Source organism: Sphingobium sp. 15-1 (assembly GCF_013375535.1).
Classification (GTDB): Bacteria; Pseudomonadota; Alphaproteobacteria; order Sphingomonadales; family Sphingomonadaceae; genus Sphingobium; species Sphingobium aromaticivastans.
Genome location: NZ_JABXJG010000001.1, coordinates 2,280,736 through 2,306,232, shown reverse-complemented (window position 1 = coordinate 2,306,232; position 25,497 = coordinate 2,280,736). Strand labels below are relative to the sequence as shown.

Below are 25,497 nucleotides of genomic sequence, written 5' to 3'. Positions count from 1 at the left end.
GGAAAGATGAAGAGGCTGGCAGTCTATTGCGGCTCGGCCACCCCGGCCGACCCCGCCTATGTCGAGGCCGCCCGCCATGTCGGGCGCGTGCTGGCTGAGCGCGGCATCGGCGTCGTCTATGGCGGCGGGCGCCTTGGCCTGATGGGCGCGGTCGCGGACGCGGCGCTGGAAGCGGGCGGCGAGGTGATCGGCGTCATCCCCGAAGCGCTGGTCGGCGCCGAAGTCGCCCATCGCGGCTGCACCGAACTGCGCGTCGTCCAGACCATGCACCAGCGCAAGCAACTGTTCACCGACCTGTCCGACGGCTTCGTCACCCTGCCGGGCGGCGTCGGCACGATGGACGAATTGTGGGAAGCGATCAGTTGGGCGCAACTCGGCTATCACCATAAGCCGGTGGGGTTGCTGAACGTCGCGGGCTTCTACAACCAGCTCATCGCCTTCAATCAGCATATGGTCGAAGCTGGCTTTATCCGCGCCCAGCACGCCAATATCCTGATCCATGCCAACGCCATCGAGGCATTGCTCGACAGGATGGCGGCCTATCAACCCCATGAAACCATCTTCGCGATGAAGGCGGATCGCCTCTGACTTTTTCGCTCCCCTCCCGCTTGCGGGAGGGGTCGGGGGAGGGCATGTCAGGAATGTGCCCTCTTCCTCTCCTTTTCCCGACCGCCCCATGCTCATCGCCCAGGCCCGCGACAGCATCGCCCGAGGCTCCAAATCCTTTGCGCTCGCCTCCAAACTCTTCGACCGCCCGACCCGCGAGCGCGCCTGGCTGCTCTACGCCTGGTGCCGCAAATGCGATGACATGGCGGACGGCCAGGACCATGGCGGCACGATGCGCGGCGTTGCGGACGGGCAGGCGCGTCTCTCCACCATCCGTGTCCTCACCAGCGCCGCGCTTCGCGGCGAACCCACCGGCGACCCGGCCTTCGACGGCTTCGGCATCGTCATGCGGGAATGCGCGATCCCCGAACGCTATGCCCATGACCTGATCGAAGGCTTCGCCCTCGACGCCCGCGGATGGCGCCCCCGCAGCGAGGCGGACATGCTGCGCTATTGCTACCATGTCGCAGGCACGGTCGGCTGCATGATGGCGATCCTGATGGGCGTCGATCCCGGCGACGAAGCGACTCTCGACCGCGCCTGCGACCTGGGCCTAGCCTTTCAGCTCGCCAATATCGCCCGCGACATTAGCGAGGATGAAGCCGCCGACCGCTGCTACCTGCCGGAAGAATGGCTGGTCGAGATGGACATCCCGCCCGGCGAGCATATGAAGCCCTGGGTCCGCCCGCGCCTCGCCATCCTCGCCCGCCGCCTGGCCGACATGGCCGCCGACTATGAGGAAAGCGCCCGCCACGGCACCGGTGCGCTGCCGCCACGCTGCGCCTGGGCGGTCCTGGCCGCCGCCGGCATCTATGGCGACATCGCCCGCCAAGTCGCCCGCCGGGGCGAACATGCCTGGGACCATCGCGTCGCCACCGCAAAGAGCGGCAAGCTGGGCTGGGTGTTGCGGGCGGGTCTCCAAGTTCCGGGTCGTGCCCGCCGCTGGCATGCCGGAGCGCCGCGCCCGGCCACACTCTGGACCCGCCCCCGGACCTGACCAAAAAAAGGGACCGATACTTGCGTACCGGTCCCGAGGCATGTTCGCAGGAGGAACAAGGTGAGGCGGGCGGGCCGTTCTTTCCGGCCCGCCCTGCCAATCTCAGTAGTTGTAGGCCCGCTCGCCGTGGCTGGAGAGGTCGAGACCTTCCATTTCGGCTTCCTTGTTCGGACGCAGACCCATCGTCTTGTCGATGATGAAGTAGAGGATCGCGCTGCCGATGCCCGAGAAGAGCAGGGTGAACACGACCGCCTTGATCTGGATCCAGACCTGACCGGCGATGCTGTAGGCTTCCGGATGGAAGGCCGCCGGGAAGACGGTGTAGTCGAACACGCCCTGACCGCCCAGCGAGGGAGCCGCGACGATGCCGGTGCCGATGGCGCCGACGATACCGCCGATGCAGTGCACGCCGAACACGTCCAGGCTGTCGTCATAGCCGACCTTGCCCTTCACGAACGCCACGAAGATGTAGCAGATCGGGGAGACGATGAAGCCGAGCGCGATCGAGGTCATCGGAGCCGCGAAGCCAGCCGCCGGGGTGATGGCGACGAGGCCGGCGACAGCACCCGTGACGGCGCCGAGCAGCGAAGCCTTGCCATGGTGGACCTGTTCGACCAGCGACCAGCTCACCGCCGCGGCGCAGGTGGCGACCATGGTGTTGATGAAGGCGACGCCGGTGACGGCATTGGCTTCCAGGTTGGAGCCGGCGTTGAAGCCGAACCAGCCGACCCACAGCAGACTGGCGCCGATCATGGTCATGGTCAGCGAGTGCGGCGGCATGGGTTCCTTGGGGAAGCCGACGCGCTTGCCGATCATCAGGGCGCCGACGAGGCCAGCGATACCCGCATTGATGTGGACCACGGTGCCGCCCGCAAAGTCGAGCGCGCCCCAGCCCCACAGCATGCCATAGTCGGTCGGTGCATCAGCCAGGAAGTCCGGACCGGCCCAGTACCAGACCATGTGCGCCATCGGGAAGTAGATGAAGGTCAGCCACAGCACGACGAACACGATCAGCGACGAGAATTTCACGCGCTCCGCAAAGGCGCCGACGATCAGCGCCGGGGTGATCATGGCGAAGGTCATCTGGAAGACCACGAACACGAATTCGGGCAGGTAGACGTTGTTGCTGAACGTCGCGCCATAGGTCGTGCCGTCGACGCCCATCAGGAACGCCTTGGACAGCCCGCCGAAGAAGTGGTTGTCGCCGCCCGAGGTGAAGGCGATCGAATAGCCCCAGCAGCACCAGACCAGGCCGGCGACGGAGACGATCATGAACACCTGCATCAGGATGCTCAGCATGTTCTTGGTGCGGACCAGGCCGCCGTAGAACAGGGCGAGGCCGGGAACCGACATCATCAGGACCAGAGCGGCCGAGACGAGCATCCAGGCAACGTCGCCCTTGTTGACCATGGCGGCCATGGCGGCGGCGTCTGGCGCCTTGATCGGCGCGGCCAGCGCCGGTGCGGCTGCGAGCAGGGACAGGCCAACCGCCCCCATCACGCCGCAAAGCTTCTTGGAAAAGGTCATCAATTCCCCCTTCTTACAGTGCGGTTTCGCCGGTCTCGCCGGTACGGATGCGCACCGCCTGCTCGACATCGAGGACGAAGATCTTGCCATCACCGATGGCGCCCGAATTGGCGGCCGCCTGCGTGGCTTCCACGACGCGCGGCGCGAGGTCGTCGTCGCAGACCACCTCGATCTTGATCTTCGGAACCATGTTGGTCGAATATTCGGCGCCGCGATAGATTTCGGTCTGCCCCTTCTGGCGGCCGAAGCCCTTCACTTCGCTCACCGTCATGCCGGCGATGCCAAGCGAGGAAAGTGCCTCGCGGACATCGTCAAGCTTGAACGGCTTGATGATAGCCATGACAAGTTTCATGTCGCCCCCTGTTACTGGTGTGCGGGGACATGCTCAGCAAGAGGCGTGCCAATTCGTAAAGGGCGCGTTAATGCGGGCTTTTGATGCGGTGCGTCAAAATAGGGCGCTGAAAAAATGGGCAGCGTCAGGGCGATGCTTAAAATTTAGGCACGGCCGTTGCCTATATGATCAGGCCCTCCCTCAATTGGGATGAAGCCATCCGCCAGTCGTAACGAAGTCATCCCCCAGCCGTCATGCTGAACTTGTTTCAGCATCCATTTCTCCGGATTCAGCCTTGGTTTATGGGGCGCAATGGATGCTGAAACAAGTTCAGCATGACAGAGGTGTGGGGTAAAGCCTTACCAAGCCTTCACCAACCCCCACCTTCCTTCGCCGCCTCTTCCTCGCCCGGTCTGTTCGCGCGACCCAGCGTCGCATTACGATGGGGAAAGCGACCGAAGCGCTCTATGACGGCCAGATGCTCCCGCGCGAACCGGAGCGATTTTTCGTCGCCCGCTCCTTCGAACAGGCTGACCGACAATTTCTGATCCTCCAGCGCTTCGCTATGCTGGAACGGCATGTAGAAGAACAGCCGCCCGGCCCCGCCGATCTGGATGTCGTACCCATGGGCGATGGCCCCGCGCGCCACGTCCCGCGCAAGGGGATCGGTGGAAAAGGCGGCCCACGAACCGCGGAACATGTTGCGCGGCAACTGGTCGAACAGCAGCACCGCCGCCAGCGCGTCGTCGGCCCGTTCCAGAAATTCCTCGGCGGGCAATTGGCGCTTCTCCTCCCACAAATCGCGGAACCGCGCCTGGCATGTCCGGTCGAACGCGGGTTCATGGCTCCACCAGCCCCGCTCTCCGGTCTGGTTGAACCAGAAATCCAACAGGGCGGCCGCCCAATCGGCGGTCACCGCATCATGGCTGTCGGTCAACATGTTCATGAGAGGATAAAGACGCACCTTGACGCTGGTTCCTCCGCCCGCGGCGCTATCGGCTCAGGTCGCCGTGCCGCCGACGGTAAGGCCCTCCATCAGCAGCGTCGGCTGGCCCACGCCCGCAGGCACGCTCTGCCCGGCCTTGCCGCACATGCCGATGCCTTCGTCCAGCGCCCAGTCATTGCCGATGCCGATCACCTTGGTCAGCGCCGTCGGCCCGTCCCCGATCAGCGTCGCGCCCTTGATCGGCTCGCCCAGCTTGCCATTCTCGACCTTGTACGCCTCGGTGCAGGAGAAGACGAACTTGCCCGACACGATGTCGACCTGCCCGCCGCCGAAGCTTTTCGCGAAAATGCCCGACTTCATCCGGCTGAGCAGTTCTTCCGGATCGTCCTGTCCGCCCTTGATGAAGGTGTTGGTCATGCGCGGCATCGGCGCATGGGCATAGCTTTCGCGGCGGCCGTTGCCGGTCGGCTCCACGCCCATCAGCCGGGCGTTCAGCCGGTCCTGCATATAGCCCTTGAGGATGCCGTCCTCGATCAGCACATTCTCGCGGGTCGGCGTGCCCTCGTCATCGATGGAGAGGGAGCCGCGCCGGCTCATGATCGATCCGTCGTCGACCACGGTGACGCCGGGCGCCGCGACCCGCTGGCCCACGCGGCCGGAAAAGGCGCTGGTGCCCTTGCGGTTGAAGTCGCCCTCCAGACCGTGCCCAATGGCTTCATGCACCAGCACGCCCGGCCAGCCCGGTCCGAGCAGCACGGTCATCTCCCCGGCGGGCGCCGCCACGGAGCGCAAATTGACCCGCGCCTGCGCGAGCGCCTCGTCAATGGCGCGGTTCCAGATGGCGGGGTCCATCACCTCGTCATAGAGGTAGCGCCCGCCAATGCCGAACACGCCTGTCTCGCGGCGGCCATTCTCCTCCAGGATGACGGAGACGTTGAGCCGCACGAGCGGCCGAATGTCGGTCGCGGTGAAGCCATCCGCTCGCACGATCTCGACCACCGACCAGCTACCCGCCAGGCTTACCGACACCTGCGCGACGCGCGGATCGCGGGCGCGGGCAGCGGCGTCGATGGCGGCGCAGAGCGTCACCTTCTCGGCAAAGGGCACGATCTCCAGCGGATTGACGTCGGTATAGAGATGGCGGTTGGTGTGCTGCGGCGGCGGCGCGGGCTGGCCTTTGGCCGGATCGAGCAGCGTCAGCGTCTCGGCGGCGCGGCGGATCGCGGCTTCGCTGATGTCGTTGGCATGGGCGAAACCGGTCATCTCGCCCGACACGCCGCGCAGGCCAAAGCCCGCATCGGTCGAATAGTCGGCAGTCTTCAGCCGCCCGTCATCGAAGCCGAAGCTCTCGCTCGCCCGATATTGCAGGTACAGTTCGCCATCGTCGCAGCTTTTCAGCGCCTCGGCGGTCAGGCGGCGCGCGCCGTCGGGATCGAGCAGGCCGGGCCGGTAAAGCAGGCCGCGGGCGTCGGTGAACTGGGGAGCAGCTTCGGTCATGCCGCCGATATAGGAGCGGCAGAGACTAAGCCCAATCAAAAAAGCATTTCCGTCATGCCCGCCTTCGCGGGAATGACGATTTAAATGGGATTGTCGTGCTTAAAGACTGGCGCCCGAGGAAATATCCGGCAGCCCGGCGATTTCCGGCGTGTCGGCCACGCTGCCGGCCAGCACGAAGCGGCGGTCGCAATAGCCGCAGTCGACATAGCCATGCTCGTCAATCTCAAGGAAGACGCGCGGATGGCCAAGCGCGGCGGGAATGTCGCCCGAACCGTCGCAGGAGACGCGGGACTTGGTGACTCGGATGATTTCAGGCGGCTGGATCATGGCGCCACCGATTAGCAGCGCTGGCGTTGCGCCGCAATATCCGTGGCGAAGGGCGCTTACATCAACAGAAGCGGCGGCTTCTTTTTCGGGCAGGGCTTTTCCACCGCAATGTCCACGGCCTTGGCCGGCGCGTCCCAATCCAAGCAATCGCGGGCGGTCGCCAGCGAAACCGGCGACAGGATCAGCAGCAAAGGCGCTATCGCAGCAGTGAAGAGAAGCGTGAGAGACATGATGCAAGTGCCTCACCAAAGCATTCCGTTGCGCCGGACCTTACGTCATTCCAACCCTGGCGGGAACAGATTTCTCAAAGGGGAGGGGGCGTGGTGGGCGATGACGGGCTCGAACCGCCGACATTCTCGGTGTAAATCGGCGTAATATAATTATCAAAACATATCATAAAATTTCATGAGCAGAGGGTCTATCGCGGTTAGCTGCGGTGTGCGAGATAATGAACTATTCACGTGTACACAGGGCGTTTCATCACGATATGCGCTCTGTGTGTACACGGCTGGATACACGGAAAGCAGAGGTCTCAGTTCAACGGCAGCTTCGCGCCCTCTTGGCCGCACAAATTGGATCTCCATCACCCCGAGAGCCATTCTTTCAGGCAAGCCTACCTGTCATCAGCAATACCGCAAGATCGCTGTACCCCTCCGGGAGCAGGTGATGCTTCAGGAAGGAACTGGCGTTCTTCGCCTCCCGGTCCCCCAGCGCTGCTTAAGCGCAATCGTTTCGCGAAAATATGCCCGATATTGCCCCATTTAGCGGATCCAGCGGTCGTGGCCGCTCTGCCCGGTCGTCCAGCCCCGGGAGACGCCGGGGGCGACGCGACATTGCCCGCTCGGCTTCGTTTTCTTCTAATGAACAGCGACTGGCGAACAGCTCCCGTAGCACCCGCCGGAAATTGCGGGCCTTGGCTGGCTACCCCTTGATTTATTAAGCAAGCGGTCGGTCGGTCCGGGAGCATGTTGGCTCCAGATGCCGGCGACGATCGCCTTCCTTACCTTCTTTAAGCAGCAGCGTTCCGGCGCTGACTGTCCAAAAGCGCCGATATGCGAAGGCGGAGCGAGCGTATGCATATGCACAATTCCCACATTTCCGCCAATTGAACAATATATTGTCCAATAGGACAAAAGAAGCTTGCAAACGCCGTCCATTGGGATAAAAAAAGGATAAGGACAGAAGGAGGGGAATGTGAACGTGATGCTGAAACGGCTGGTCTTCACCACTGCACTTGTGACGGCGTTGCCGGCCCATACGCTCGCACAGACGCCATCCGGCGCCGCATCGGCGAAGCAGGCTGCGGGTGTAGAGGATATCGTGGTGACGGCCCAGCGTCGCGGCGAATCGCTTCAGAAGGTGCCCATTGCCGTTGCAGCAATAAGCGGGGCCAGCCTCGCGCGCAGCGGGGTGGCGGACGTAGGATCACTGCCTGCGGTTGCGCCGGGGCTCATCATGACCATGTCACGTGCGTCGGTCACGCCTTATCTGCGCGGGGTCGGCACCCAGAGCGGCGACATCGGCGGCTCCGGCGCCGTCGCCATCTATGTCGATGGGGTCAACTATGCCGCGCCAGCCGCAGGCTTGTTCGCTCTAAACAATGTCGAGCGGATCGAAGTCATCAAGGGGCCGCAGGGAACATTGTTCGGCCGGAATGCGACGGGCGGCCTCATCCACATCATCACGCGCGATCCTTCGTTCACACCAACGATGGAAGCCAATATTGGCTATGGGAATTATAAGACATTCACCGGCTCGGCTTATGCTTCCACCGGCCTCACGGACAATCTGGCGCTGGATTTCAGCCTGTATGGCACGCATCAGGGTGATGGCTTCGGGACTAATCTCGTGACCGGCGCCGACGCCTATTTTCGCCGCGAAGTCGCCTTGCGCAGCAAGCTCATGTGGCGCCCGGGCGACGATACGAAGGTGACGCTGACCGGCGACTATAGTAACAACCATAATGACGCTGGGCAGGTGAAGACAATTGCGCCGGGCACCCTGGCGATTGGCGGCGTGCCGCAGCGTGGCTCGATTTACGATACGCAGATCAATTTGCCCACGAAAGTCCGCGCCCCGCAATGGGGTGTAGGGCTGAAGATCGAGCAGGATCTGGGGACGTTGACCCTGACCAGCCTCAGCGCCTTCCGTTATGTGAAGAGCCGCGCCAATTTCGACCAGGACGTGACGCCCGCGCCGGTCATCGACGCGGTTTTCGCAGAAGCCACCGATACGTTTCAGCAGGAAATTACCGTTGGAGGGCATTCGGACTGGCTCGATTACACCGCCGGCGTCTTCTATATGAACTCGGCGGCCAAGAGCCTTCCTATCCAAATCCGCAGTGCCACCCTGGGCGCGCAACGGCTGGATCGCTTCGTCAACCAAGGGCTTTCCTCCTATGCGGTCTTCGCTCAGGGAACGGCCAAGCTCACGCCTTCGACGCGGCTGACCGTCGGCGCCCGCTATACGATCGACAAGATTTCGGTCGCCGGACGGGACGTGGCGGCTGCCGGGAACACATCGGTGCCTGCCGGCTCCAACATCCGCTTCGCCACTCAGGATGACACCTATAAAGTCCCAACCTGGAGGCTTGCCCTCGATCAAGATCTGACGGAGGGCATCATGGTCTATGGCAGCTACAGCCGCGGATATAAGTCAGCCCAATATGCGTCGCAAAGCTTCACGGCGCCTCCCGTGCGTCCCGAGAAAATGGATGCTTTCGAGGTCGGCGTGAAATCCAGCCTGTTCGACCGGCAGCTTCAACTCAACGTGTCCGCATTCCACTATAATTATCGGGATATTCAACTCATCATCGTTCAGGTGGGTACGCCGGTCATCATCAATGCTGCGGGAGCCAAGATCAAGGGGCTGGATTTCGAGTCGACCTGGGTTCCGCGTTTCGTCAATAACCGGTTCACGCTCAGGGCGGCCGGCAGCTTTCTCGACGGCCATTATACCAGTTTCCAGAATGCCCCCTTCTACACGCCCAATCCGGCCGGCGGCTTGATCGTCACGCGAGGTGATGCATCTGGTTTCGATACGATCCGATCACCGAAATTTTCGGCGAACGTGACGGCTGACTACAAAATCCCTTCGCAGATCGGCGAATTTGCTCTCAGTGCGACATATTTTCACAGCTCGCGCTTCAATTTCGATCCGGATGGCCATTCGGTCCAGCGCGGTTATGATCTCCTGTCCGGCCAGATCAGCTATACGGAACCGGGCGAGAAATGGTCGGTGCGTCTTTGGGGGAAGAATCTGACGAAGACTAAATATTATGTGTCTTGGACGTCCCAATCGTTGGGCGACTCCATCGTCCCGGGTGCGCCGCGCACTTATGGAGTCACTTTGGGCTACAAGATGTGATGCCAGCGAGCGGCGCATCCCAACCGGCGCGCCGCGCACCAGGCGATGACATACGGCTGCGATCCATTGCAGGAGATCCGATGCCTACCAAGATCGTATACTGGGCGGCCTACGGGCTTGCCAAAGATCAGATTATCGGCGCCTTCGCGAGACGGCCCGAAATCGACTTCGAGATATGCTCCAGCCTCGAGGAAGTGCTGCGGGCAATGGACGGGGCCAAGGGACTGGTCCTCTATGATCAGCCAGAGGAGATCGCCCGCCAGGTCGTTGCGAAGCTCAACCTTCCTGGCAATAGTGTCGAGATACTCCATTTCGTGAGCGCAGGCCGGGACGGCTTCGAGGCTGCTGGTCTGCCGGATCGCGTCAAGGTCACGGGGCCGGGGGCGGCAACCGCCACGATCGTCGCCGAACATGCGCTGGCCTTGACGCTCGCTTCCTTGCGCGCGCTGCCTCGCTCACTCAAGCTGACGGAAAGTCAGCTGTGGAGCCGGCATGAGATGGTGCCCCATATAGCTTCGCTGGAGGATCGAAAGGTCCTGGTAGTCGGCTATGGTGCGATCGGACAGGCCGTCACCCGGCTGTTTAAGGCGTTTGGCGCTGCCGTCACGGCAGTAACCCGCACGCCGCCGGCTGGCGGTTCGGATGGGGACGTACTGGTGAAGCCGCTCTCGGCGCTCGAGGAGGCGGTGTCGCAATGCGACGTCCTCATCCTGACCATCGCCCTGGCTCCGGAGACGGCAGGGCTGTTCGACGCCGATCTCTTGGCTGCGCTCCAGCCCGGAAGCTATTTTGTGAACGTGGCGCGGGGCGAAATTGTTGACCTGGGTGCGCTGGAAGCGCTGCTAAGGTCCGGCCGGCTAGCCGGCGCGGCCTTGGACGTCGTGTCGCCCGAGCCCTTTCCTGCAGGCCATTCCTTGTGGACGGCGCCAAATCTGATCTTCACCCCGCACATTGCCGCGGCGGGAAGCCGTGCCGGGGCGGGGCGCCTGGCGGAGGCGGCGCGGCGCAATCTGGACGCGCTGCTCGAGCGCGAGGCGATAGGCTGAGCCATGCGTGTCGTAAGAGTCGAAGATTTTCATGTCGACGGCGGTTGGCGCACGTTCAGCTTTTTGAAGATCACGACCGACGATGGATATGAGGGATGGTCGGAATTCAGCCAGATGGGTTGGGCGCCCGGACTGACAGAGGTGATCCGTAAAGTCGGCGAACTATGCCTCGGTGCCGATCCGCGATCCTACCGTGTTTTGGTCACAAAGCTCTGGGCGACCACGCGCATGGTCGCGGGCGGCACGATGCAGCAGGCGCTGGGGGCGATCGAGAATGCCTGCATTGACATTTGCGCGAAATCGCTGGGCATTCCTGTCTATGCGCTTTTGGGTGGTGCGTTCCGCCACCGTATCCCGCTTTATTGGTCGCATTTCGGGACCGTCCGGGTTGCAGCGCCTGGTTATTTCGAAAAGTTCGGCGATCCTCGCACGCTGAAGTCGCTTGACGATCTGAGCCAGCTTGCTGCCGATGCGGCGGGCGCGGGATGGAGCGCCTTGAAAACCAATGCGCTGCTGTTCGATCGGGACAGCGATCCCCGCTGGTGGTCCACCGGCCTGTCGGCCAAATCGCTGGTCTGGGGCGGTCATTGCGACGAAAGGACGGTGGGTCTGATCGCGCGGCAGATGGAAGCGCTTCGTGCCGGTATCGGACCGGACGGCGAGATCATGCTGGACCTGAGCTTCGGCATGGTGCCCGAAGCGATCGTTCGCCTGAGCGAAGCGTGCGAGGCGAGCCGGCTTGGCTGGCTCGAAATCGACATGCATGAGCCTGACGTCCTGGCTGAGACACGCCGGCGCATTGCAACGCCGGTGGCCTCGCTCGAAGCCGTCTATAGCCAGCGGCAATTCCGCCCCTTCTTCGAGCGATTCTCGGTCGATGTCGCGATCATCGACATTTTGTGGAACGGGATTGCCGAAGCTGTGCGGATCGCCGCGCTGGCGGAAACATTTCAGGTGAATGTCGCGCCGCATAATTTCTATGGTCCGCTCGGCAACATGATCAGTGCACATTTTTCGGCGGCTGTACCCAATTTCCGGATCATGGAGTTTGAGCAGGACGATGTTCCCTGGAAGAGCGAGCTTCTTCTCGAGGAGGTCGTGGTCGAAAATGGCGCACTGGTTCTTCCCGACCGCCCGGGTTGGGGCGTGACTGTGAACGAAGCCGCTCTCGCACGATACCGGAAGGAATATCCATGAACGCGCTTGCTGGCTCGCCTGCTATCGCCGTCGAGACGTTGGTCGATGAACAGCGCGTCGGCGCACCGCTTTTCCGGCTGATCGGCATTTGCGGCTTGTTGATGGCATGTGACGCCTATGACCTCAGCGCACTCGCTTATGTCGCGCCTTCGCTCATGAAGCTATGGGGCATCGCTCCGATAACGATGGGCTTCGTCATTGCTGCGGCCATGCTAGGGATGCTTGCCGGATCGCTCATTCTTGGTGAGGCGGGCGATCGGTTCGGAAGGCGGCGGATCATCATCTGCGCGGCGTTCTGCTTTGCTGCTTTTACGATCCTTGCCGGCTTTACCAGCTCTCCATTGCAATTGGCGCTGGTCCGTTTTGGCGCCGCGCTGGGCTTGGGCGGCGTGACTCCGAACGTCATTGCCTTGGCTAGCGAGATGATCCCGTCGCGGCTCCGCGCCACGTCCATCGGCATCATATTTTCGGGTTTCCTTCTCGGTGGCATCGCTGCCGGGCTGGTCGCAGCAGAAATCGTTCCCGAATATGGCTGGCAGGCCATTTTCTGGATCGGGGGCAGCCTGTCCTTGCTATGCGCGGTGGCGGTCAGCCTCCTCCTTCCCGAATCGCTGACATTTCTCGTTGGCAAGCCAGCGCCTCGGTCTGCGGTGCTCAAAGCTGCTTCGGCTTTGCGACCGGACGTGAAACTGCCTGACGACGCCACCTTGGTTCTTGGCCATCGGAAGGCCGAGAAGCTTGGCGTTAAAGCACTCTTTGCGCACCCCCAGCGGGGGGCGACGATCTGGGTCTGGGCACTCTATTTCGCCTGTGCGCTATCGGTTTTCTTCATCGGCAACTGGCTGCCGACCATGGTGGTGCGACAGGGCTTCGACGGCGGGGTCGCAGCCTACGCCACCGCGGCCATGTTCGCCGGCGGTGCTGTTGGTAGCGTCATCGGGGGGGTTGTGACGGATCGCTTCGGCTTTCTCGCAATCACCATTCTCGCTATCCTGGCCGCAGCGGCCATCACTGCGCTGGGCTTGGCCCACGCGCCCCACGATCTTGTCATCATCAGCCTCTTTACCGGCGGCGCCATGCTGGGATCGCAATCGAGCCTCCACGGCATCGTTGGATCTGTTTATCCTGCGGAAATACGCGCCGCCGGAGTGGGTTGGGCAAGCGGCATCTCGAAGACAGGCGCGATAGCAGCGCCGGTCATTGGCGGCAGCCTCATGCCCCACCTCGCCCCGATCGAGATTTACGCCGTGGCGGGGCTGCCGATGCTTGTCGTGGCGATCGCGGCTCTCCTCCTGCGTGCGTTGTTGCGCGGACCGATGATGAATGTCGGTCAGGAAACTTTGCCGAGCTACCCGGCTCCAACCTTATCAGCATCGAAGGATTGATCATGGGAAGCCAGAATGGCGAGCAGTTTTTCATGAGCGAGATCACGGCGGATCGCGCAAGTCGCAAGCGCGCGCCCGACACGTTCGTCGTCGAGCCGGCACGGGAGGTGCCAGTCCTGTTCGATGTCGATGTCTTGGTGGTGGGCGGAGGGCCGGCCGGCACGGCTGCTGCGGTCGCCGCAGGACGGTCGGGGGCGCGGGTGCTGCTGGTCGAGCGTTATAATCATCTCGGGGGTCTTTCGACCGGCGGACTGGTGATATGGATCGACCGGATGACCGACTGGGCCGGAAACCGCGTGATTGGCGGTATTGGCGGCGAGATGATGGACCGATTGCCGTCCGATGCCATCCTTGGTCCGTCGCCGACCGAATGGGGAAGCCGGGAGGCGGCGGCAGTCGGAAAATGGCGGCCACGCCATTCCGCTTTCCATGACATCGTCACTTGGGCGCCGATGATCGATCCCGAGGCGCTGAAGCAACTCTCGCTCGACATGGTGCGCGAGGCCGGCGCAGAGATACTCTTCCACTCCTGGGCTTCGACCCCGATCGTCGGCGCGACGGGGCTTGAGGGGATCATCTTCGAGAGCAAGCAGGGCCGCTTCGCCGCGAAAGCCAAGGTCGTCATTGACACAACGGGAGACGGCGACATTTTCGCCGCCGCCGGAGAGCAGAGCGCGTCGGACATCGAGGAGTCGAGCATCCAGCAATGCATTAACACCGCCTGGCTGTTCGCCGGAACGGACAATGAGCGCTGGCTCGCCTTTAAAGCTTCGGACGGCTATGATGATTTCGTCGCGGCCGGCCGGGCGGCAGTGGGCCAATTGGAGCCGCCCGGCCCGGCCTGGCGCAATGACGTTGCGGTCTTCATGGGCCCGCGCTGGGCCGGTTATGACGGCCTTGATGTCCGTGACCTGACCGAGGTCGAGCTTCGCTCGCGCGACAAGATGGTCGAGCTTCTTGCCTGGTATCGCAAGCATGCGCCGGGATTCGAAAATGCATGGATTGCCCTCAGCGCGCCGCAGATCGGCATCCGGCAGACGCGGCGGCTGGTCGGACGGGCGCGGATGACGCGCGACGACTGGCGCATTGGTGTCGTGCACGACGATGAAGTGGGAATCAGTCCCAGCCTCGCGCCCAAATTCGACAGCGTGTCCGTCCCGTTCCGCAGCCTGTTGCCGCAGAAGACCGATCGGTTGATCGTCGCTGGCCGCCATCTCTCGGCCGACGCCTCGTCCCAATCGTTCATGCGCGAAATCCCTCAATGCTGGCTCACCGGGCATGCCGCCGGGGTCGCGGCGGCGAAAGCGGTCGACCAGGGCGTACCGGTGGGAGAGCTTTCAATCGCGGATGTGCAGCAGGCTCTGCGCGGGCAGGGCGCGATCCTGCGCGATAAAGCAGCGCGGCCCGTGAAGAGCGAGACTGCGGCATGAGCGAGGCAAGCGGAATGCAGCGCGAGACGAAAGCCGCAAATTACCACCCCGAGCCGTCGGCCGACGGTGTAGCGGGATATGAATTCCGGCTTCTGATCGACGGCGAACTGCTGGATGGTGCCAGCGACTTCGCCGTCATCGATCCCGGCAGCGGAAGGGTCTTTGCGCGCGCGCCCGACGCCTCGCGGCCGCAGTTGGATGCGGCGGTTGCTGCGGCACGGCGGGCGCAGCCGGGATGGGCAGGGCTGTCCGATGTCGAGCGGCGCGCGCGGCTGGCGGCGTTTGCTCAGGGAATGCGCGACCGCGCTGCTGGGATCGCCCAAATATTCACGCGCGAGCAGGGGCAGTCGCTGGCGCATGCCACTAGGGAGATATTGGGCGCGGCGCGGCTGATCGAGGCGGTTTCGCACATAGAGGTTCATCCCGAGCTGTTGTTCGAGGCGCCAGGGATTCGCCGCGAGCTCCACTACCGACCCTTGGGCATCGTGGGTGCGATCACCCCCTGGAACGTGCCGATCATGATGGCGGCCGGCAAGATCGCCGAAGCCTTGCAAGCCGGCAACACGATGCTGCTCAAGCCCTCGCCCTACACGCCGCTTGCCACGCTGATGCTCGGCGAGGTGGCCGCGCGGTCATTGCCCCCGGGCGTGTTGAACATCCTGTCGGGCGGCAATGATCTGGGCGCATGGATCGTCGAGCATCCCGACGTGGATATGATCACTTTCACCGGATCGACGGCAACCGGCAAGCATATCGGGGCCGCGGCGTCCGTCAGCGGATTGAAGCGGATCGTGCTGGAGCTGGGCGGAAACGATGCCGCCATCGTCCTCGATGATGTCGATGTCGCCCGCGCAGCGCCGAGGATTTTTCGCGCCGCCTTCAATAATTCCGGCCAGATCTGCATGGGAATCAAGCGGCTCTATGTGCATGCGGACAAGTTCGAGGAGATGCGCGATGCGCTCGTCGATCTGGCAGTGCGTGCGAAGCTCGGCCGGGGGGCGGAACCTGACGTCACTATGGGGCCGCTTCAGAATGAGATGCAGTTTCGCCGGGTGCTCGAACTGATCGACGATGCCAGGACGCATGGGGCCGTGATTGAGACGGGGGGCGTGCCGCTGGCCTGTGACGGTTATTTCATTCCGCCCACCATCGTCAGCAACGTCTCGGACGGCATGCGCATCGTGGATGAGGAGCAATTTGGCCCGGTGCTTCCCATCATCCGCTTTACCGACGTGGAAGATGCGCTCGCGCGCGCGAACGATACGCGGTTCGGCCTCGGCGGTTCGGTCTGGACCGGAGACGCGGCGCGTGGCCTTGCCCTTGCGCGCCGCCTCGAGGTCGGGACGGCCTGGGTCAATACACATCAGGAACTCAATGTCGATGCACCCTTTGGCGGCGCCAAGGAATCCGGCATCGGTCGCGTGATGTCGGCGATCGGCGCCAGGACATATATGGAGCCGCAGGTCGTGGACGTGCGCGATTGACGGCCCGAACGCCTGCGGCACCCATCGCCGTCAGATCATGCGAGATATGAAATGAACGACCCTTCGCGCAGCCGAAAGCCCTTCCCCATCACCGCCATCGTGTCGCGCGCACCCGGCGCCGCCGGGACTTTGGAAGAGGTACTGATCGCGCCGCCACGCCCCGACGAGCTACTGGTCCGCAATGTGGCGACCGGTATCTGTCACACGGATATTGCCGCCATGCAGGCGAGGCCGAGCCCCCAGCCGATCGTGCTTGGCCACGAAGGCAGCGCTATCGTCGAAGCCGTCGGCGATGAAGTCGAAGGGCTGGCGCCGGGCGATCATGTCATCATGTCCTACCTTGCCTGCGGTGATTGCGGCGAGTGCGCTTCCGGCCACCAATCGAGCTGCGGCCAGGCCGGGCGTCTGTGCTTCTCAGGCGCGCGCCCCGACGGCTCGCATGCCCTGACCAGCGTCGATGGCAGTGCGCTCAATGACCGCTTCTTCGGTCAGTCGTCATTCGCGCAATATTCCATCGCCAACCGCAACAATGTGGTGAAGGTGTCGAAAGACCTGCCTCTCGAAACATTGGGACCGCTCGGATGTGGGATCATGACGGGCGCCGGTGCGGCGTGGAACGTCCTTGAGGTCGAAACGGGCATGAGCTTTGCCGTGTTCGGATCAGGCGCGGTCGGCCTGAGCTCCCTGATCGCCGCACGGATTGCGGGCGCGACGAGGATCGTCGCGATCGACCGCGTCGCGTCACGGCTCGAGTTGGCGAGGTCGCTGGGCGCGACACATGTGATCGATGCCAGCCGTGAGGACGTGACCGAGGGTTTGCGGACCATCGCGCCGGCAGGGATCGACCGGATCCTCGAAACAACCGGGCGGGCGGACGTAGTGCAAAGCGCAGTGACCGCTCTTGCGCAGCGCGGGGTGCTCGCCGTCGCCGCCCATGCCGAGGAGGGCGTAAAGCTCGACATACGCGATCTCATTCTGGGTTCGCGGAGCATCCGCGGCGTTGCCGAAGGCGGGCGGTCGGCGCAGATGAATATCGAGCGCATACTTGGGCATTTTGCGAAAGGCGAATTTCCCTTCGATCGGCTGATCAAATTTTATCCCTATGCCGAATTCGAGCAGGCGATCGCGGATAGCGTGTCGGGGGCGGTGATCAAGCCAGTGATTCGATGGAGTTGATGCCCAGCGGCGACGAGTTTTGACCGATCGATCGACGAAATTGGAGACGCTGATGAAGATTGACAGGACCGCCGCGATCGTGACCGGCGGTGCGTCGGGCCTCGGCTATGCCACCGCCAAGATGCTCGCCGACGCAGGAGCAAAAGTCGCGATCTTCGATCTCGATGAAGGGGCGGGGCGGCGGGCGGCCGACGAGCTTGGCGGCATTTTTGCAAGAGTGAACGTTGCCGATGATGCCAGCGTTGCCGACGGCTTGGACGCGGCCGAAACGGCACATGGTGTGGCCCGCATCCTGGTCAATTGCGCGGGCATCGCGCCAGCTGTGAAGACCGTCGGCAAGGATAATATGCCGCACCCGCTCGACATTTTTGGAAAGACGATCGCGGTCAACCTGACAGGGACATTTAACGCCATATGCAAATTCTCGGCGCGGCTCGCGACGGCTGAACAGATTGACGGAGAAGGTGGCGTGATCGTCAATACGGCTTCCGTCGCCGCCTATGACGGTCAAATCGGCCAAGCGGCCTACAGTGCGTCCAAAGGCGGCGTCGTCGGCATGACCCTGCCGTTGGCGCGCGACCTCGCCCACCACAAGATCCGCGTGATGACCATCGCGCCGGGCATTTTTCTGACGCCGATGCTGCAATCTTTCCCGCAAAATATTCAGGACGCACTGGGTACGCAGGTTCCGCATCCGAGCCGGTTGGGCAAGCCGGCGGAATATGCGCAGCTGGTCGAAGCCATCATTCGCAACCCCATGCTGAACGGCGAAGTCATCCGCCTCGATGGTGCGATCCGCATGGCGCCGCGCTGACGGCATGCGCGACGATGTCCTTTTGCCCAAGCCATTCGTGACATTGGTCAACGGGCCAGCGGCGGGGGCAGGGCTTGGGCTTGCGCTTTCAGGCGATATCGTACTTGCGAGCCGCTCGGCGCACTTCACGCCCGCTTATGGCATGATCGGCCTGGTGCCCGATGGCGGTCTTACCTGGCTGTTGCCCCGCCTGATTGGCACGAAGCGCGCGCAGGAAATCATCCTGACAATCGCCGCGTCAAGGCCGATGAAGCCGAGTCGATAGGCATGGTCACGCGTGTCGTCGATGACGCAGAGCTGGCGCAGCAGGGCGAGGCGATCACGCGGAAGCTCGCCGAGGGCGCAACGCGGGCGCTGGGTGTTACGCGCGCCTTGCTGCTGGACGGTGCGGCCGCCACATACAAAGCACAGCTCGAAGCCGAGACGCACGCCATATCCGCCGCCGGCGCGGACGCCGAGAGCCGTGAAGGCATCGCCGCCTTGCTCGGCAAGCGCGCCCCTGATTTCCAAGGAGTTTGACCGATGTCCGAGGCTTTTATCATCGAAGCGCTGCGGACGCCCGGCGGGCGTGCGCGCAAGGGCGGCCTGATCGGCGTCCATCCAGCGGATCTCGGGGCGACCGTGCTCAACGCATTGGTGAAGCGTACCGGAATCGATCCCGCCGCTGTCGAGGATGTGATCGTCGGTTGCGTAACCCAAGGGGGCGAGCAAGCCTTCGCATTCGGCCGCAATCTGGTCCTTGCCTCCAATTTGCCGGACAGCGTCCCGGCCGTGACCATCGATCGGCAGTGCGGATCGTCGCAGCAGGCGCTGCATTTCGCGGCGCAGGCCGTGATGTCAGGCACGCAAGATGTCGTCATTGCTGCTGGCAGCGAGAGTATGACGCGCGTACCGATGAATTCGAGCTGGCAATTGCACCGCGCCGCCGGTATCGGCGCCGGGCCCTGGTCGCGGGCGATCCTGGATCGGTACGGTGTAGCGGAATTCAGCCAGTTTCACGGCGCGCAGGCCATAGCCGACAAATATGGTTTCACGCGCGAAGAAATGGATGCCTTTGCGCTCGAGTCCCACGCGAAGGCGGCGGCGGCGATCGACTGTGGCGCATTCCGGGACGAAATCATACCCGTGGTGGCTCCGGACGGCCGGATATTCGACACCGATGATGGCGTCCGCCGCGGCGGCACGATGGAGCAAATGGCAGCCGTGAAATGCCTGGCGGAGGGCGGCACGATCACCGCTGCCAATGCCAGCCAGATGACAGATGGCGCTTCGGGCGCATTGATCGTCAGCGAAGCTGCGCTCAAGCATTTCAATCTGACGCCGCTGGCGCGGATCGCCAATCTCACGGTTACCGCCGGCGATCCGGTGATCATGCTGGAAGAGCCGATCCCTGCGACGAGGAAGGCGCTCGCGCGATCCGGCATCAAGCTTGAGGATATCGACCTGTTTGAGGTGAATGAGGCGTTCGCCGCAATCCCGATGGCGTGGCTCAGGGCAATTGGGGCGGACCCTGCGAGGCTCAACGTCAACGGCGGCGCGATCGCGCTCGGCCATCCGCTCGGGGCGTCGGGCACCAAATTGATGGCGACGCTAGTGCATGCGCTCAAGGCGCGCGGCGGTCGCTATGGTTTGCAGACGATGTGCGAAGGCGGCGGAGTCGCGAATGTGACGATAGTCGAACGCATCTGACCCGTTTGTCTAGAGCGGATGGTCGACCAGCCATTCGATATAGTCGGCCATTGCCGCTTCGGGCGTGAAGCGCGGTGCAAAACCCAGCTCGTCCCGGGCGCGGCTTATGTCCATCCAGCGGCCAGCCATCGGGTCGGGCGGAAAGTCCATCGCCTGTGCATCGCGGGACGGGAGCGCCAGCGTCAGTCCAGGCCTCGCCGCCATCGCGGCCTTCGCGAACCTTCCATAGGCCGGCTTGCCCGCTGCCCAGATTGTAGGCGGCATGCTGCAACCGATCGGCCAGCAGCAGGAGTGACAGGCCGCGAGCCATGTCTTTCACATAGAGCTGGTCATATCCATCATCGGCCGGCGGAAGCGCGCTCGCTGCAAGATCGAGACGTCCCGCGGCAGCATGGGCGAGGCGGCTGGGAACATTCATGCGTGTGCGATAGAGCGGCCCGTAAATGCCAGCGCCCCTTGCCAGCACGATGTCCATGCCCGCCTGCCGGCGGTACAGATTGGCAATCACCTCCAGCGTCTTCTTCACCCAGGATTGGACGATGAAATGATCGTCATGTTCGAAGATGGGCACCGGCATGTCCTCGTCATAGGGCGCATGGCTTGTGGGCAGGCCCCAATAGACATCCATCGAACTCATGAGGACGACGCGCCGGGTCCCGGCCAGCTTGGCCGCCTCCAGGGTGTTCAACTGAGCAGTGGTGCGAAAGCGGACGTCGGCCGCCGGTGCCAGTGCCTTGGGCGAATGCCCTGTGACATCGAGCACGGCGGACGGCTTGTAGTGCGAAAAAAGCGCCATGACACCGAATGGGTCTGTCACATCGACAGTCTCCGATCTGACGGCGCCAGATTCGATGAAGGGCTGAAGCAGCGGAGAGGGCGGGGCTTCCGATCGCCCGGTCACCACGACGCGCTCCCCCGCCGCCGCCAGAGTCGCCGCGACATGCTGGCCGACAAACCCTTGCCACTGAGAATGAGCAGCATCTCGCCTCTCCATTTTTCTGCATCGAACCGACGAAGAACGTCTTTATAGCGACTGCCAAAAATGGTTCGAAATTACTAGTCCAAATGGACAATTTAATGAGATAATTTGGATGGTGTTGCCGCCATTGGCGACGCACGTCCGGATCGGCCGACGAATAGCGGCAGGCTTAGACGGAAGATTTCCGGCTCGACTGCCCATCCTCGCTCCGTTCCGCCCCCGGAGAAGTATCTCGGAAAAACAGACCCAAACATTCGCGTATATGTTTGCGCACGAAAGCGTCGGACAGAGGCGAGCAGCCGATGATCTTTTCGACCTCCGGAGATTGCATGAACACGCGCGTGGTCGCGCCGATGAAAAGATAATGGAGGTGGTTGGGATCCCCTTGCACGAAAGCGCCGGCTTTCTGCGCCTTGACAATCAGGTCGGCGATCATCGCGAAATAGCCGCTCAGATATTCCGAGATCATCTCCTCCAGTTGAGGACTGGAGCCGCTGGCCGCGTGCGTCATCAACCGGTGAAGATCGGTATTTTCCGCCGAATAGCGGATGAAATCTTCCAGCAATAGCCGCAATTTCTGGACGTCATCGACCCCGCGCAAGCCGCCCCGCCGCGCGCGCTGGCGCTCGACGAAGGTCCGCACCGTTCGATCGAGCGCCGCCCGCCACAGGCCTTCCTTACCCTGGAAATGATAGGTTACCAGCGCATGTCTGACGCCGGCCGCTTCTGCGACAGTGCGCGTGCTGACACCGTCGAACCCGCCTAATGCGAATTCGCGAATGGCCGCGACTAAAATCCTTTCCCGGGTGTCCTCCGCACGCTGCTGGGGTTTGCGACGCTTTTTCCCGGCTGCATCGTGGCTCTGCTCTTCGGTCGACATCGCCAATCCCTAGCAGCCGTTTTGGATCGCAACTAGCAGATTAGAATTGTCCGCGCTCATTCCTGACGGGTTTGAAGCGCATGATAGCCCGTTTGGCGCCGCGCTTCGTCCAGACGCTTCCCTTTGCCGACGGCCTGTCGGATGCGATCCTCGGCTGCTTCGATTTCTCCAGCGATCGCCAGCACCTCCTGCAAGCGATGGGCGGGTATAGCGACCACGCCGTCGGCGTCGCCGATCAGCCAGTCACCGGCATCGATCCGGACTCCGGCGATCTGGACCGGCACGTTATAGGCGTCGGCAGTGGCGCGGTCCTTACCGGTGCGCATTGTGTTGCCGCGCGCGAACACCGGATATTCGAGTTCGACGCAGCGGTCGCTATCGCGGCAGACGCCGTCGATCACCGTGCCGGCGATGCCCTTCGCATGGGCGACAAAGGTCAGGATGTCGCCCCAGACAGTCTGGTCCATGATGCCGTTATTATCGATCACGACCACCGCGCCGGGCGGCACATCGTCGATATAGTCGCCCACCACGCCGCCGGTCAGACCAACCGGAACCATGCGAACGGTGAAAGCGGGCCCGGCAAAGCGCATGGTCCGTGCGACCGGCATGATGCCGCACGCCTGGCCTTCGATGCCGAGGCGATCGAGCGCATCGGAAAGGGCAGTGACGCCCAACGTCAACAGCTGCCCGGAAAGGCCGGTCGAGGTCATTCTGATTTCTCCGTCTTAAGCATGTCTTCATAATCGGCGCCCATCACGTCGCCGATCGGCCTGCCGGCCTCGATGTCGCGGGCCATCAGGGCCTCGCGGGAAGCGATCCGGCTTGCCGCCGCCAACACCCGTTCAACTTCGGTCGCTGCGACAAAGACCGCGCCGCTTCCGTCAGCGACGACGAAGTCCCCGGGGTTCACTGCGACGCCGCTGATTGTGATGGGACAATCAAAATCATGTTCGGCGACCCGGCCCCGCGCGGTGATGGGTACTGCGGATCGCGCAAATACCGGCAATCCCAGTTCCCGGCTTTCATCCACATCACGACAACCGCCATCGACGATCACCGCCGCGATGCCTTTGCGGACCGCGCCGCGGCTGAGCAGGCCGCCCCAGCCGGATACGTCGGTACGGGCATGCTCCACGACGATGACGTCACCGGCAGCGGCGGCCATGACCGCGCCGGCGCCGAGATGCCGTTTGGGTAGTCCTTCCAGCGGCGGACCAAGCTTGACCGTCATCACCCGGCCGGCGATCCGTCGTCCAGGAAGGGTCATCGGCTGTAGACCTGCGACTGCGCCGGGAAGGCCCAATTGATCGAGGGTGTCGGAAATGGTGCAGCTGTCGAACGTGACCAGCCGCTCGGCGATGTCGGGCTTAGTCATCGCTTTCGACCATCGCGATCGCGTCGCACTGAACGAGCATGTTGGCCGGCAAGCCGTCATAGGCCAGGGTGTGGCGAGCCGGACGCGAGTCCGCATCAGGAAAGGCTGTGAGCCAGTGTTCGTTCACATGTTCGCGCACCTCCGGGACTTTCGCATAGATCGTCATGCGCAGGACATCGTCGAGGCTGGCGCCAGCCGCCCCGAGGACACGCGTGAGCTGCCAGAACATCAATTTGGTCTGCGCAGCGGGATCGTCCGGCAACTTGCCGGTTGCGGGGTCGAGGCCGTATATGCCCCCTGTCACAAGCAACGGGCCTTTGCGGCTGGCGACCGGAATGGGTTGGGTGCCATGGTCGAATCCATCCACCCTTATGCTCTTGCGCGACATCATCACTCCTTCGAAACGGCGCCCCAGCAGGCAAAGGCGAGCCCGACCCCGGTTCCTGCGGGGGTTCGGCGGACGGGCTCATATTCGGTCCAGGACAGCGGCAAATGCTCGACCGCGCCGGCGGTCATGATCCAGTTTAGAATTTCCGACGAACCCGAATGCAGCGCCTCGGGCGGGACATCGCGCAGCAAATGATCCTGGCCGGGTTCAAGTCCGGCGAGCACCTTGCGGTCCAGCGCCTCATCCACCACGAAATGGCTCAGTCCGCCCGATGCCACGACAGCGACGCGCACTCCATCGGCCGCTCCTTCGATCGCGCCGCGCAATTTCCGGCCGATCCGGAATGCGCGATCCGCACGCATGACGTTAGGCGGAAAATAGGTATTGAGCAGGATCGGAAGGATCGGGATTTGCCGCCCGCGAAACAGCCGCTCGGCGATGAAGCCAAAGGCGTGACCAAAGCCGGCCTTCGCTGGATCATCGACATGCGCCGCCGCGCCGACGTCGACATGGCGGTCCATCAGCCCATCGATGACCTGGCGCGCGAGGTCTGGCGCCGCCGGGAAGCGATGAATCCGGTCCATCGCATAGCCTTTCGCCATTTCACGCATCCACACAGGCTTGTCGTCGCGTCCCCAATGATCGTTGGTGAGGATATCATCCCCATAATAGATCGACATGGCCGGCGTGTTCGCCAGCGAGAATAATTCGCCCTGGTCGTCACCTACTACCACAACGACGTCGGGCGCACTGGCTTCAAGAGCGTCTGCCAAGCGGTCGAGGCCGGCCTGCGAACGGCCCGCCGATTGCTCGAACTGCTGTGCCGTCGCGAGCGATGCGTAAGGCGCGCCGTTTTCGCTCGCCAGTTCCTCATAGCTCAGGAACCGTCCGTCCGACAGATTGAGTTCGGGATTATGGAAATCCGCCTCGGCGCGCCGCTGCCACTCCTCCCAATCGATGGCGAGAAGCGGGCTATGCGCCGCGCCTATTCCAAGGACGATCTCTGCCATCGTTCAATCCGGCAGGCGCGCGAATAGCCGCCGCGCGTTGCCCTCGAAAATCTTGTGGCGGTCCTCCGCGGTGAGAAATCCCATGGCTTCGATGTCCGGCTTCATATCGTCGAAGGAGCGGCCGGTCGCGGGGTTGATCTGCGATCCGCTGCCGATCCGCTCGGTCCCGAAGCAGACGGCATCGGTTCCGACGACCTTGAGCAGCAATTCGACCGAAAGGGGCGAGTGCAGGCAGGTATCGAAATGGAAGCAGCGCAGAGCATCGTCGAACGTGCCTTCCTGCTCGTTCATCTTCCCTTCGACGCTGCCCTTGCCGAAATTGGGGAATGCGCCGCGCTCGGCGCGCCAGCGGCCGACCTGGTAGGGCACTGATCCTCCGCCATGTGCGACGATGATTTTGAGCTTGGGAAAACGCTGCATGACGCCTGCCTTGATCATCGAGAGCAAGGCGATCGAATGTTCGGTGATGAAGTGATTGGCGTAGGTTTCGCGCCCGTTGCAGCATGATGCCGCATGGATCAAAGCAGGCACGTCATGCTCGCACATGCGCTCGTACAGCGGATACCAATAAGGATCGCCCATCGGCGGCACTCCGCCAGCGCCTTCGGATGGGTCAGGGTTGATCAGGATCGAGTTGAAACCGAGCTCGGCGATACAGCGGTCCATCTCCGGGAAGACGCGTGCGATCGGCTCGCCGGGAACCTGCGGCAATCCTGCCATGCCGAGGAATCGATCGGGCGCGAGGCGGACCTGTTGCGCGATCGCGTTGTTTGTCCAGCGAGTCCATACGTCGACCAGCCGCGCACCGCGCGAATGGAGCATCGTGAAGGGGCGAGGCGACACCATCTGGAAGTCCGTGCCGACCAGATCGAGCGCCTTGAACAACACCTGTAGATGATCGAGGAAACGGTCATCGGGAATCTTCGGCTCCATTCCGGCATAGCTGCCATCACTGCCGAGTAGGTTCATGCCGTTGGCGTTGAGTTCGGGCGGTGCCCAAAGATGCGAATGAACGTCGATGATCATGCGAACGGCTCCGTTGGA

Annotated in this window: 24 protein-coding genes and 2 pseudogenes; 12 read left to right on the top strand and 14 right to left on the bottom strand. The window is 62.9% G+C overall.

Annotated elements, in window-relative coordinates; all coding sequences use genetic code 11:
* Positions 1–6: 6 nt before the first annotated feature.
* Complete coding sequence (locus tag HUK72_RS10965; protein WP_176596798.1) at positions 7–588, top strand: TIGR00730 family Rossman fold protein; 582 nt, start codon at positions 7–9, stop codon at positions 586–588.
* Positions 589–676: 88 nt separating this feature from the next.
* Entirely contained in the window at positions 677–1,603 is a 927-nt protein-coding gene (locus tag HUK72_RS10960; protein ID WP_176596797.1) for a phytoene/squalene synthase family protein, read from the top strand.
* A gap of 102 nt (positions 1,604–1,705) precedes the next feature.
* Here HUK72_RS10960 and HUK72_RS10955 read toward each other — a convergent pair whose 3' ends face one another.
* The 6 genes from HUK72_RS10955 to HUK72_RS27235 form a co-directional block, all read right to left on the bottom strand.
* Entirely contained in the window at positions 1,706–3,130 is a 1,425-nt protein-coding gene (locus tag HUK72_RS10955; RefSeq protein WP_176596796.1) for an ammonium transporter, read from the bottom strand.
* Positions 3,131–3,143: 13 nt separating this feature from the next.
* Positions 3,144–3,482 (bottom strand): P-II family nitrogen regulator, encoded by a 339-nt coding sequence (locus tag HUK72_RS10950; RefSeq protein WP_013847864.1) that lies wholly within the window; start codon positions 3,480–3,482, stop codon positions 3,144–3,146.
* 349 nt (positions 3,483–3,831) lie between these two features.
* Positions 3,832–4,407 (bottom strand): DUF924 family protein, encoded by a 576-nt coding sequence (locus HUK72_RS10945; protein WP_176596795.1) that lies wholly within the window; start codon positions 4,405–4,407, stop codon positions 3,832–3,834.
* A 54-nt stretch (positions 4,408–4,461) separates the two neighbouring features.
* Positions 4,462–5,904 carry a metalloprotease TldD gene (gene tldD / locus HUK72_RS10940; protein WP_176597825.1) on the bottom strand — a complete coding sequence of 481 codons (1,443 nt, stop codon included), beginning with the start codon at positions 5,902–5,904 and terminating at the stop codon, positions 4,462–4,464.
* Positions 5,905–6,003: 99 nt separating this feature from the next.
* Positions 6,004–6,231 carry a zinc-finger domain-containing protein gene (locus HUK72_RS10935; protein ID WP_176596794.1) on the bottom strand — a complete coding sequence of 76 codons (228 nt, stop codon included), beginning with the start codon at positions 6,229–6,231 and terminating at the stop codon, positions 6,004–6,006.
* A 56-nt stretch (positions 6,232–6,287) separates the two neighbouring features.
* Positions 6,288–6,422, bottom strand: a complete 135-nt coding sequence (locus HUK72_RS27235) for a hypothetical protein (RefSeq protein WP_255325672.1) — start codon at positions 6,420–6,422, stop codon at positions 6,288–6,290.
* 1,012 nt (positions 6,423–7,434) lie between these two features.
* Here HUK72_RS27235 and HUK72_RS10925 point away from each other — a divergent pair.
* The 10 genes and pseudogenes from HUK72_RS10925 (at position 7,435) to HUK72_RS10880 (ending at position 19,818) form a co-directional block, all read left to right on the top strand.
* Complete coding sequence (locus HUK72_RS10925; protein ID WP_255325804.1) at positions 7,435–9,597, top strand: TonB-dependent receptor; 2,163 nt, start codon at positions 7,435–7,437, stop codon at positions 9,595–9,597.
* Between the two features lie 80 nt (positions 9,598–9,677).
* Positions 9,678–10,643, top strand: coding sequence for an NAD(P)-dependent oxidoreductase (locus tag HUK72_RS10920; protein ID WP_176596791.1), 966 nt, complete (start codon positions 9,678–9,680; stop codon positions 10,641–10,643).
* Between the two features lie 3 nt (positions 10,644–10,646).
* Positions 10,647–11,840, top strand: a complete 1,194-nt coding sequence (locus HUK72_RS10915; RefSeq protein WP_176596790.1) for a mandelate racemase/muconate lactonizing enzyme family protein — start codon at positions 10,647–10,649, stop codon at positions 11,838–11,840.
* Positions 11,837–13,225: an MFS transporter gene (locus HUK72_RS10910; RefSeq protein WP_176596789.1), complete on the top strand. Its 1,389-nt coding sequence runs from the start codon at positions 11,837–11,839 to the stop codon at positions 13,223–13,225. The genes HUK72_RS10915 and HUK72_RS10910 overlap by 4 nt, the downstream gene beginning before the upstream one ends.
* A 2-nt stretch (positions 13,226–13,227) precedes the next feature.
* Positions 13,228–14,655, top strand: a complete 1,428-nt coding sequence (locus HUK72_RS10905; protein ID WP_176596788.1) for an FAD-dependent oxidoreductase — start codon at positions 13,228–13,230, stop codon at positions 14,653–14,655.
* A complete protein-coding gene (locus tag HUK72_RS10900) occupies positions 14,652–16,139 on the top strand; it encodes an aldehyde dehydrogenase family protein (protein ID WP_255325671.1) in 1,488 nt (495 codons plus the stop codon). The genes HUK72_RS10905 and HUK72_RS10900 overlap by 4 nt, the downstream gene beginning before the upstream one ends.
* A gap of 51 nt (positions 16,140–16,190) precedes the next feature.
* Positions 16,191–17,315: an NAD(P)-dependent alcohol dehydrogenase gene (locus HUK72_RS10895; protein WP_176596787.1), complete on the top strand. Its 1,125-nt coding sequence runs from the start codon at positions 16,191–16,193 to the stop codon at positions 17,313–17,315.
* A 52-nt stretch (positions 17,316–17,367) separates the two neighbouring features.
* A complete protein-coding gene (locus HUK72_RS10890; RefSeq protein WP_176597823.1) occupies positions 17,368–18,129 on the top strand; it encodes an SDR family NAD(P)-dependent oxidoreductase in 762 nt (253 codons plus the stop codon).
* A pseudogene (locus HUK72_RS10885) lies at positions 18,101–18,648 on the top strand (enoyl-CoA hydratase-related protein). Before HUK72_RS10890 ends, HUK72_RS10885 begins: the two are co-directional and overlap by 29 nt.
* A 3-nt stretch (positions 18,649–18,651) precedes the next feature.
* Entirely contained in the window at positions 18,652–19,818 is a 1,167-nt protein-coding gene (locus HUK72_RS10880) for an acetyl-CoA C-acetyltransferase (RefSeq protein WP_176596786.1), read from the top strand.
* A gap of 9 nt (positions 19,819–19,827) precedes the next feature.
* Here HUK72_RS10880 and HUK72_RS27230 read toward each other — a convergent pair whose 3' ends face one another.
* The 8 genes and pseudogenes from HUK72_RS27230 to HUK72_RS10845 form a co-directional block, all read right to left on the bottom strand.
* On the bottom strand, positions 19,828–20,082 hold the full coding sequence (locus HUK72_RS27230) for a hypothetical protein (protein ID WP_255325670.1): 255 nt from the start codon (positions 20,080–20,082) through the stop codon (positions 19,828–19,830).
* Between the two features lie 40 nt (positions 20,083–20,122).
* Positions 20,123–20,812: pseudogene (locus tag HUK72_RS27620) on the bottom strand (NAD-dependent epimerase/dehydratase family protein); the annotation flags it as partial.
* Positions 20,813–20,966: 154 nt separating this feature from the next.
* Positions 20,967–21,677, bottom strand: coding sequence for a TetR/AcrR family transcriptional regulator (locus HUK72_RS10870; RefSeq protein WP_176596784.1), 711 nt, complete (start codon positions 21,675–21,677; stop codon positions 20,967–20,969).
* Between the two features lie 56 nt (positions 21,678–21,733).
* Entirely contained in the window at positions 21,734–22,390 is a 657-nt protein-coding gene (locus tag HUK72_RS10865) for an RraA family protein (protein WP_176596783.1), read from the bottom strand.
* A complete protein-coding gene (locus HUK72_RS10860) occupies positions 22,387–23,055 on the bottom strand; it encodes an RraA family protein (protein ID WP_176596782.1) in 669 nt (222 codons plus the stop codon). The genes HUK72_RS10865 and HUK72_RS10860 overlap by 4 nt, the downstream gene beginning before the upstream one ends.
* Positions 23,048–23,446: a RidA family protein gene (locus HUK72_RS10855; protein WP_255325669.1), complete on the bottom strand. Its 399-nt coding sequence runs from the start codon at positions 23,444–23,446 to the stop codon at positions 23,048–23,050. The genes HUK72_RS10860 and HUK72_RS10855 overlap by 8 nt, the downstream gene beginning before the upstream one ends.
* Positions 23,446–24,453, bottom strand: coding sequence for a hypothetical protein (locus HUK72_RS10850; protein WP_176596780.1), 1,008 nt, complete (start codon positions 24,451–24,453; stop codon positions 23,446–23,448). The genes HUK72_RS10855 and HUK72_RS10850 overlap by 1 nt, the downstream gene beginning before the upstream one ends.
* A gap of 3 nt (positions 24,454–24,456) precedes the next feature.
* Positions 24,457–25,479 (bottom strand): amidohydrolase family protein, encoded by a 1,023-nt coding sequence (locus HUK72_RS10845; protein ID WP_176596779.1) that lies wholly within the window; start codon positions 25,477–25,479, stop codon positions 24,457–24,459.
* Positions 25,480–25,497 lie beyond the last annotated feature (18 nt).

Excerpts from the sequence above, each read along its gene's own strand:
- HUK72_RS10920 (WP_176596791.1), top strand. The coding sequence starts at position 9,678 with ATGCCTACCAAGATCGTATACTGGGCGGCCTACGGGCTTGCCAAAGAT.
- tldD (WP_176597825.1), bottom strand. The coding sequence starts at position 5,904 with ATGACCGAAGCTGCTCCCCAGTTCACCGACGCCCGCGGCCTGCTTTAC.
- HUK72_RS10895 (WP_176596787.1), top strand. The coding sequence starts at position 16,191 with ATGAACGACCCTTCGCGCAGCCGAAAGCCCTTCCCCATCACCGCCATC.
- HUK72_RS10905 (WP_176596788.1), top strand. The coding sequence starts at position 13,228 with ATGGGAAGCCAGAATGGCGAGCAGTTTTTCATGAGCGAGATCACGGCG.
- HUK72_RS10915 (WP_176596790.1), top strand. The coding sequence starts at position 10,647 with ATGCGTGTCGTAAGAGTCGAAGATTTTCATGTCGACGGCGGTTGGCGC.
- HUK72_RS10910 (WP_176596789.1), top strand. The coding sequence starts at position 11,837 with ATGAACGCGCTTGCTGGCTCGCCTGCTATCGCCGTCGAGACGTTGGTC.
- HUK72_RS10850 (WP_176596780.1), bottom strand. The coding sequence starts at position 24,453 with ATGGCAGAGATCGTCCTTGGAATAGGCGCGGCGCATAGCCCGCTTCTC.
- HUK72_RS10870 (WP_176596784.1), bottom strand. The coding sequence starts at position 21,677 with ATGTCGACCGAAGAGCAGAGCCACGATGCAGCCGGGAAAAAGCGTCGC.
- HUK72_RS10845 (WP_176596779.1), bottom strand. The coding sequence starts at position 25,479 with ATGATCATCGACGTTCATTCGCATCTTTGGGCACCGCCCGAACTCAAC.
- HUK72_RS27230 (WP_255325670.1), bottom strand. The coding sequence starts at position 20,082 with ATGCCGCCTACAATCTGGGCAGCGGGCAAGCCGGCCTATGGAAGGTTC.
- HUK72_RS10860 (WP_176596782.1), bottom strand. The coding sequence starts at position 23,055 with ATGACTAAGCCCGACATCGCCGAGCGGCTGGTCACGTTCGACAGCTGC.
- HUK72_RS10935 (WP_176596794.1), bottom strand. The coding sequence starts at position 6,231 with ATGATCCAGCCGCCTGAAATCATCCGAGTCACCAAGTCCCGCGTCTCC.
- HUK72_RS10880 (WP_176596786.1), top strand. The coding sequence starts at position 18,652 with ATGTCCGAGGCTTTTATCATCGAAGCGCTGCGGACGCCCGGCGGGCGT.
- HUK72_RS10965 (WP_176596798.1), top strand. The coding sequence starts at position 7 with ATGAAGAGGCTGGCAGTCTATTGCGGCTCGGCCACCCCGGCCGACCCC.
- HUK72_RS10865 (WP_176596783.1), bottom strand. The coding sequence starts at position 22,390 with ATGACCTCGACCGGCCTTTCCGGGCAGCTGTTGACGTTGGGCGTCACT.
- HUK72_RS10945 (WP_176596795.1), bottom strand. The coding sequence starts at position 4,407 with ATGAACATGTTGACCGACAGCCATGATGCGGTGACCGCCGATTGGGCG.
- HUK72_RS10955 (WP_176596796.1), bottom strand. The coding sequence starts at position 3,130 with ATGACCTTTTCCAAGAAGCTTTGCGGCGTGATGGGGGCGGTTGGCCTG.
- HUK72_RS10950 (WP_013847864.1), bottom strand. The coding sequence starts at position 3,482 with ATGAAACTTGTCATGGCTATCATCAAGCCGTTCAAGCTTGACGATGTC.
- HUK72_RS10925 (WP_255325804.1), top strand. The coding sequence starts at position 7,435 with ATGCTGAAACGGCTGGTCTTCACCACTGCACTTGTGACGGCGTTGCCG.
- HUK72_RS10960 (WP_176596797.1), top strand. The coding sequence starts at position 677 with ATGCTCATCGCCCAGGCCCGCGACAGCATCGCCCGAGGCTCCAAATCC.
- HUK72_RS10900 (WP_255325671.1), top strand. The coding sequence starts at position 14,652 with ATGAGCGAGGCAAGCGGAATGCAGCGCGAGACGAAAGCCGCAAATTAC.
- HUK72_RS10890 (WP_176597823.1), top strand. The coding sequence starts at position 17,368 with ATGAAGATTGACAGGACCGCCGCGATCGTGACCGGCGGTGCGTCGGGC.
- HUK72_RS10855 (WP_255325669.1), bottom strand. The coding sequence starts at position 23,446 with ATGATGTCGCGCAAGAGCATAAGGGTGGATGGATTCGACCATGGCACC.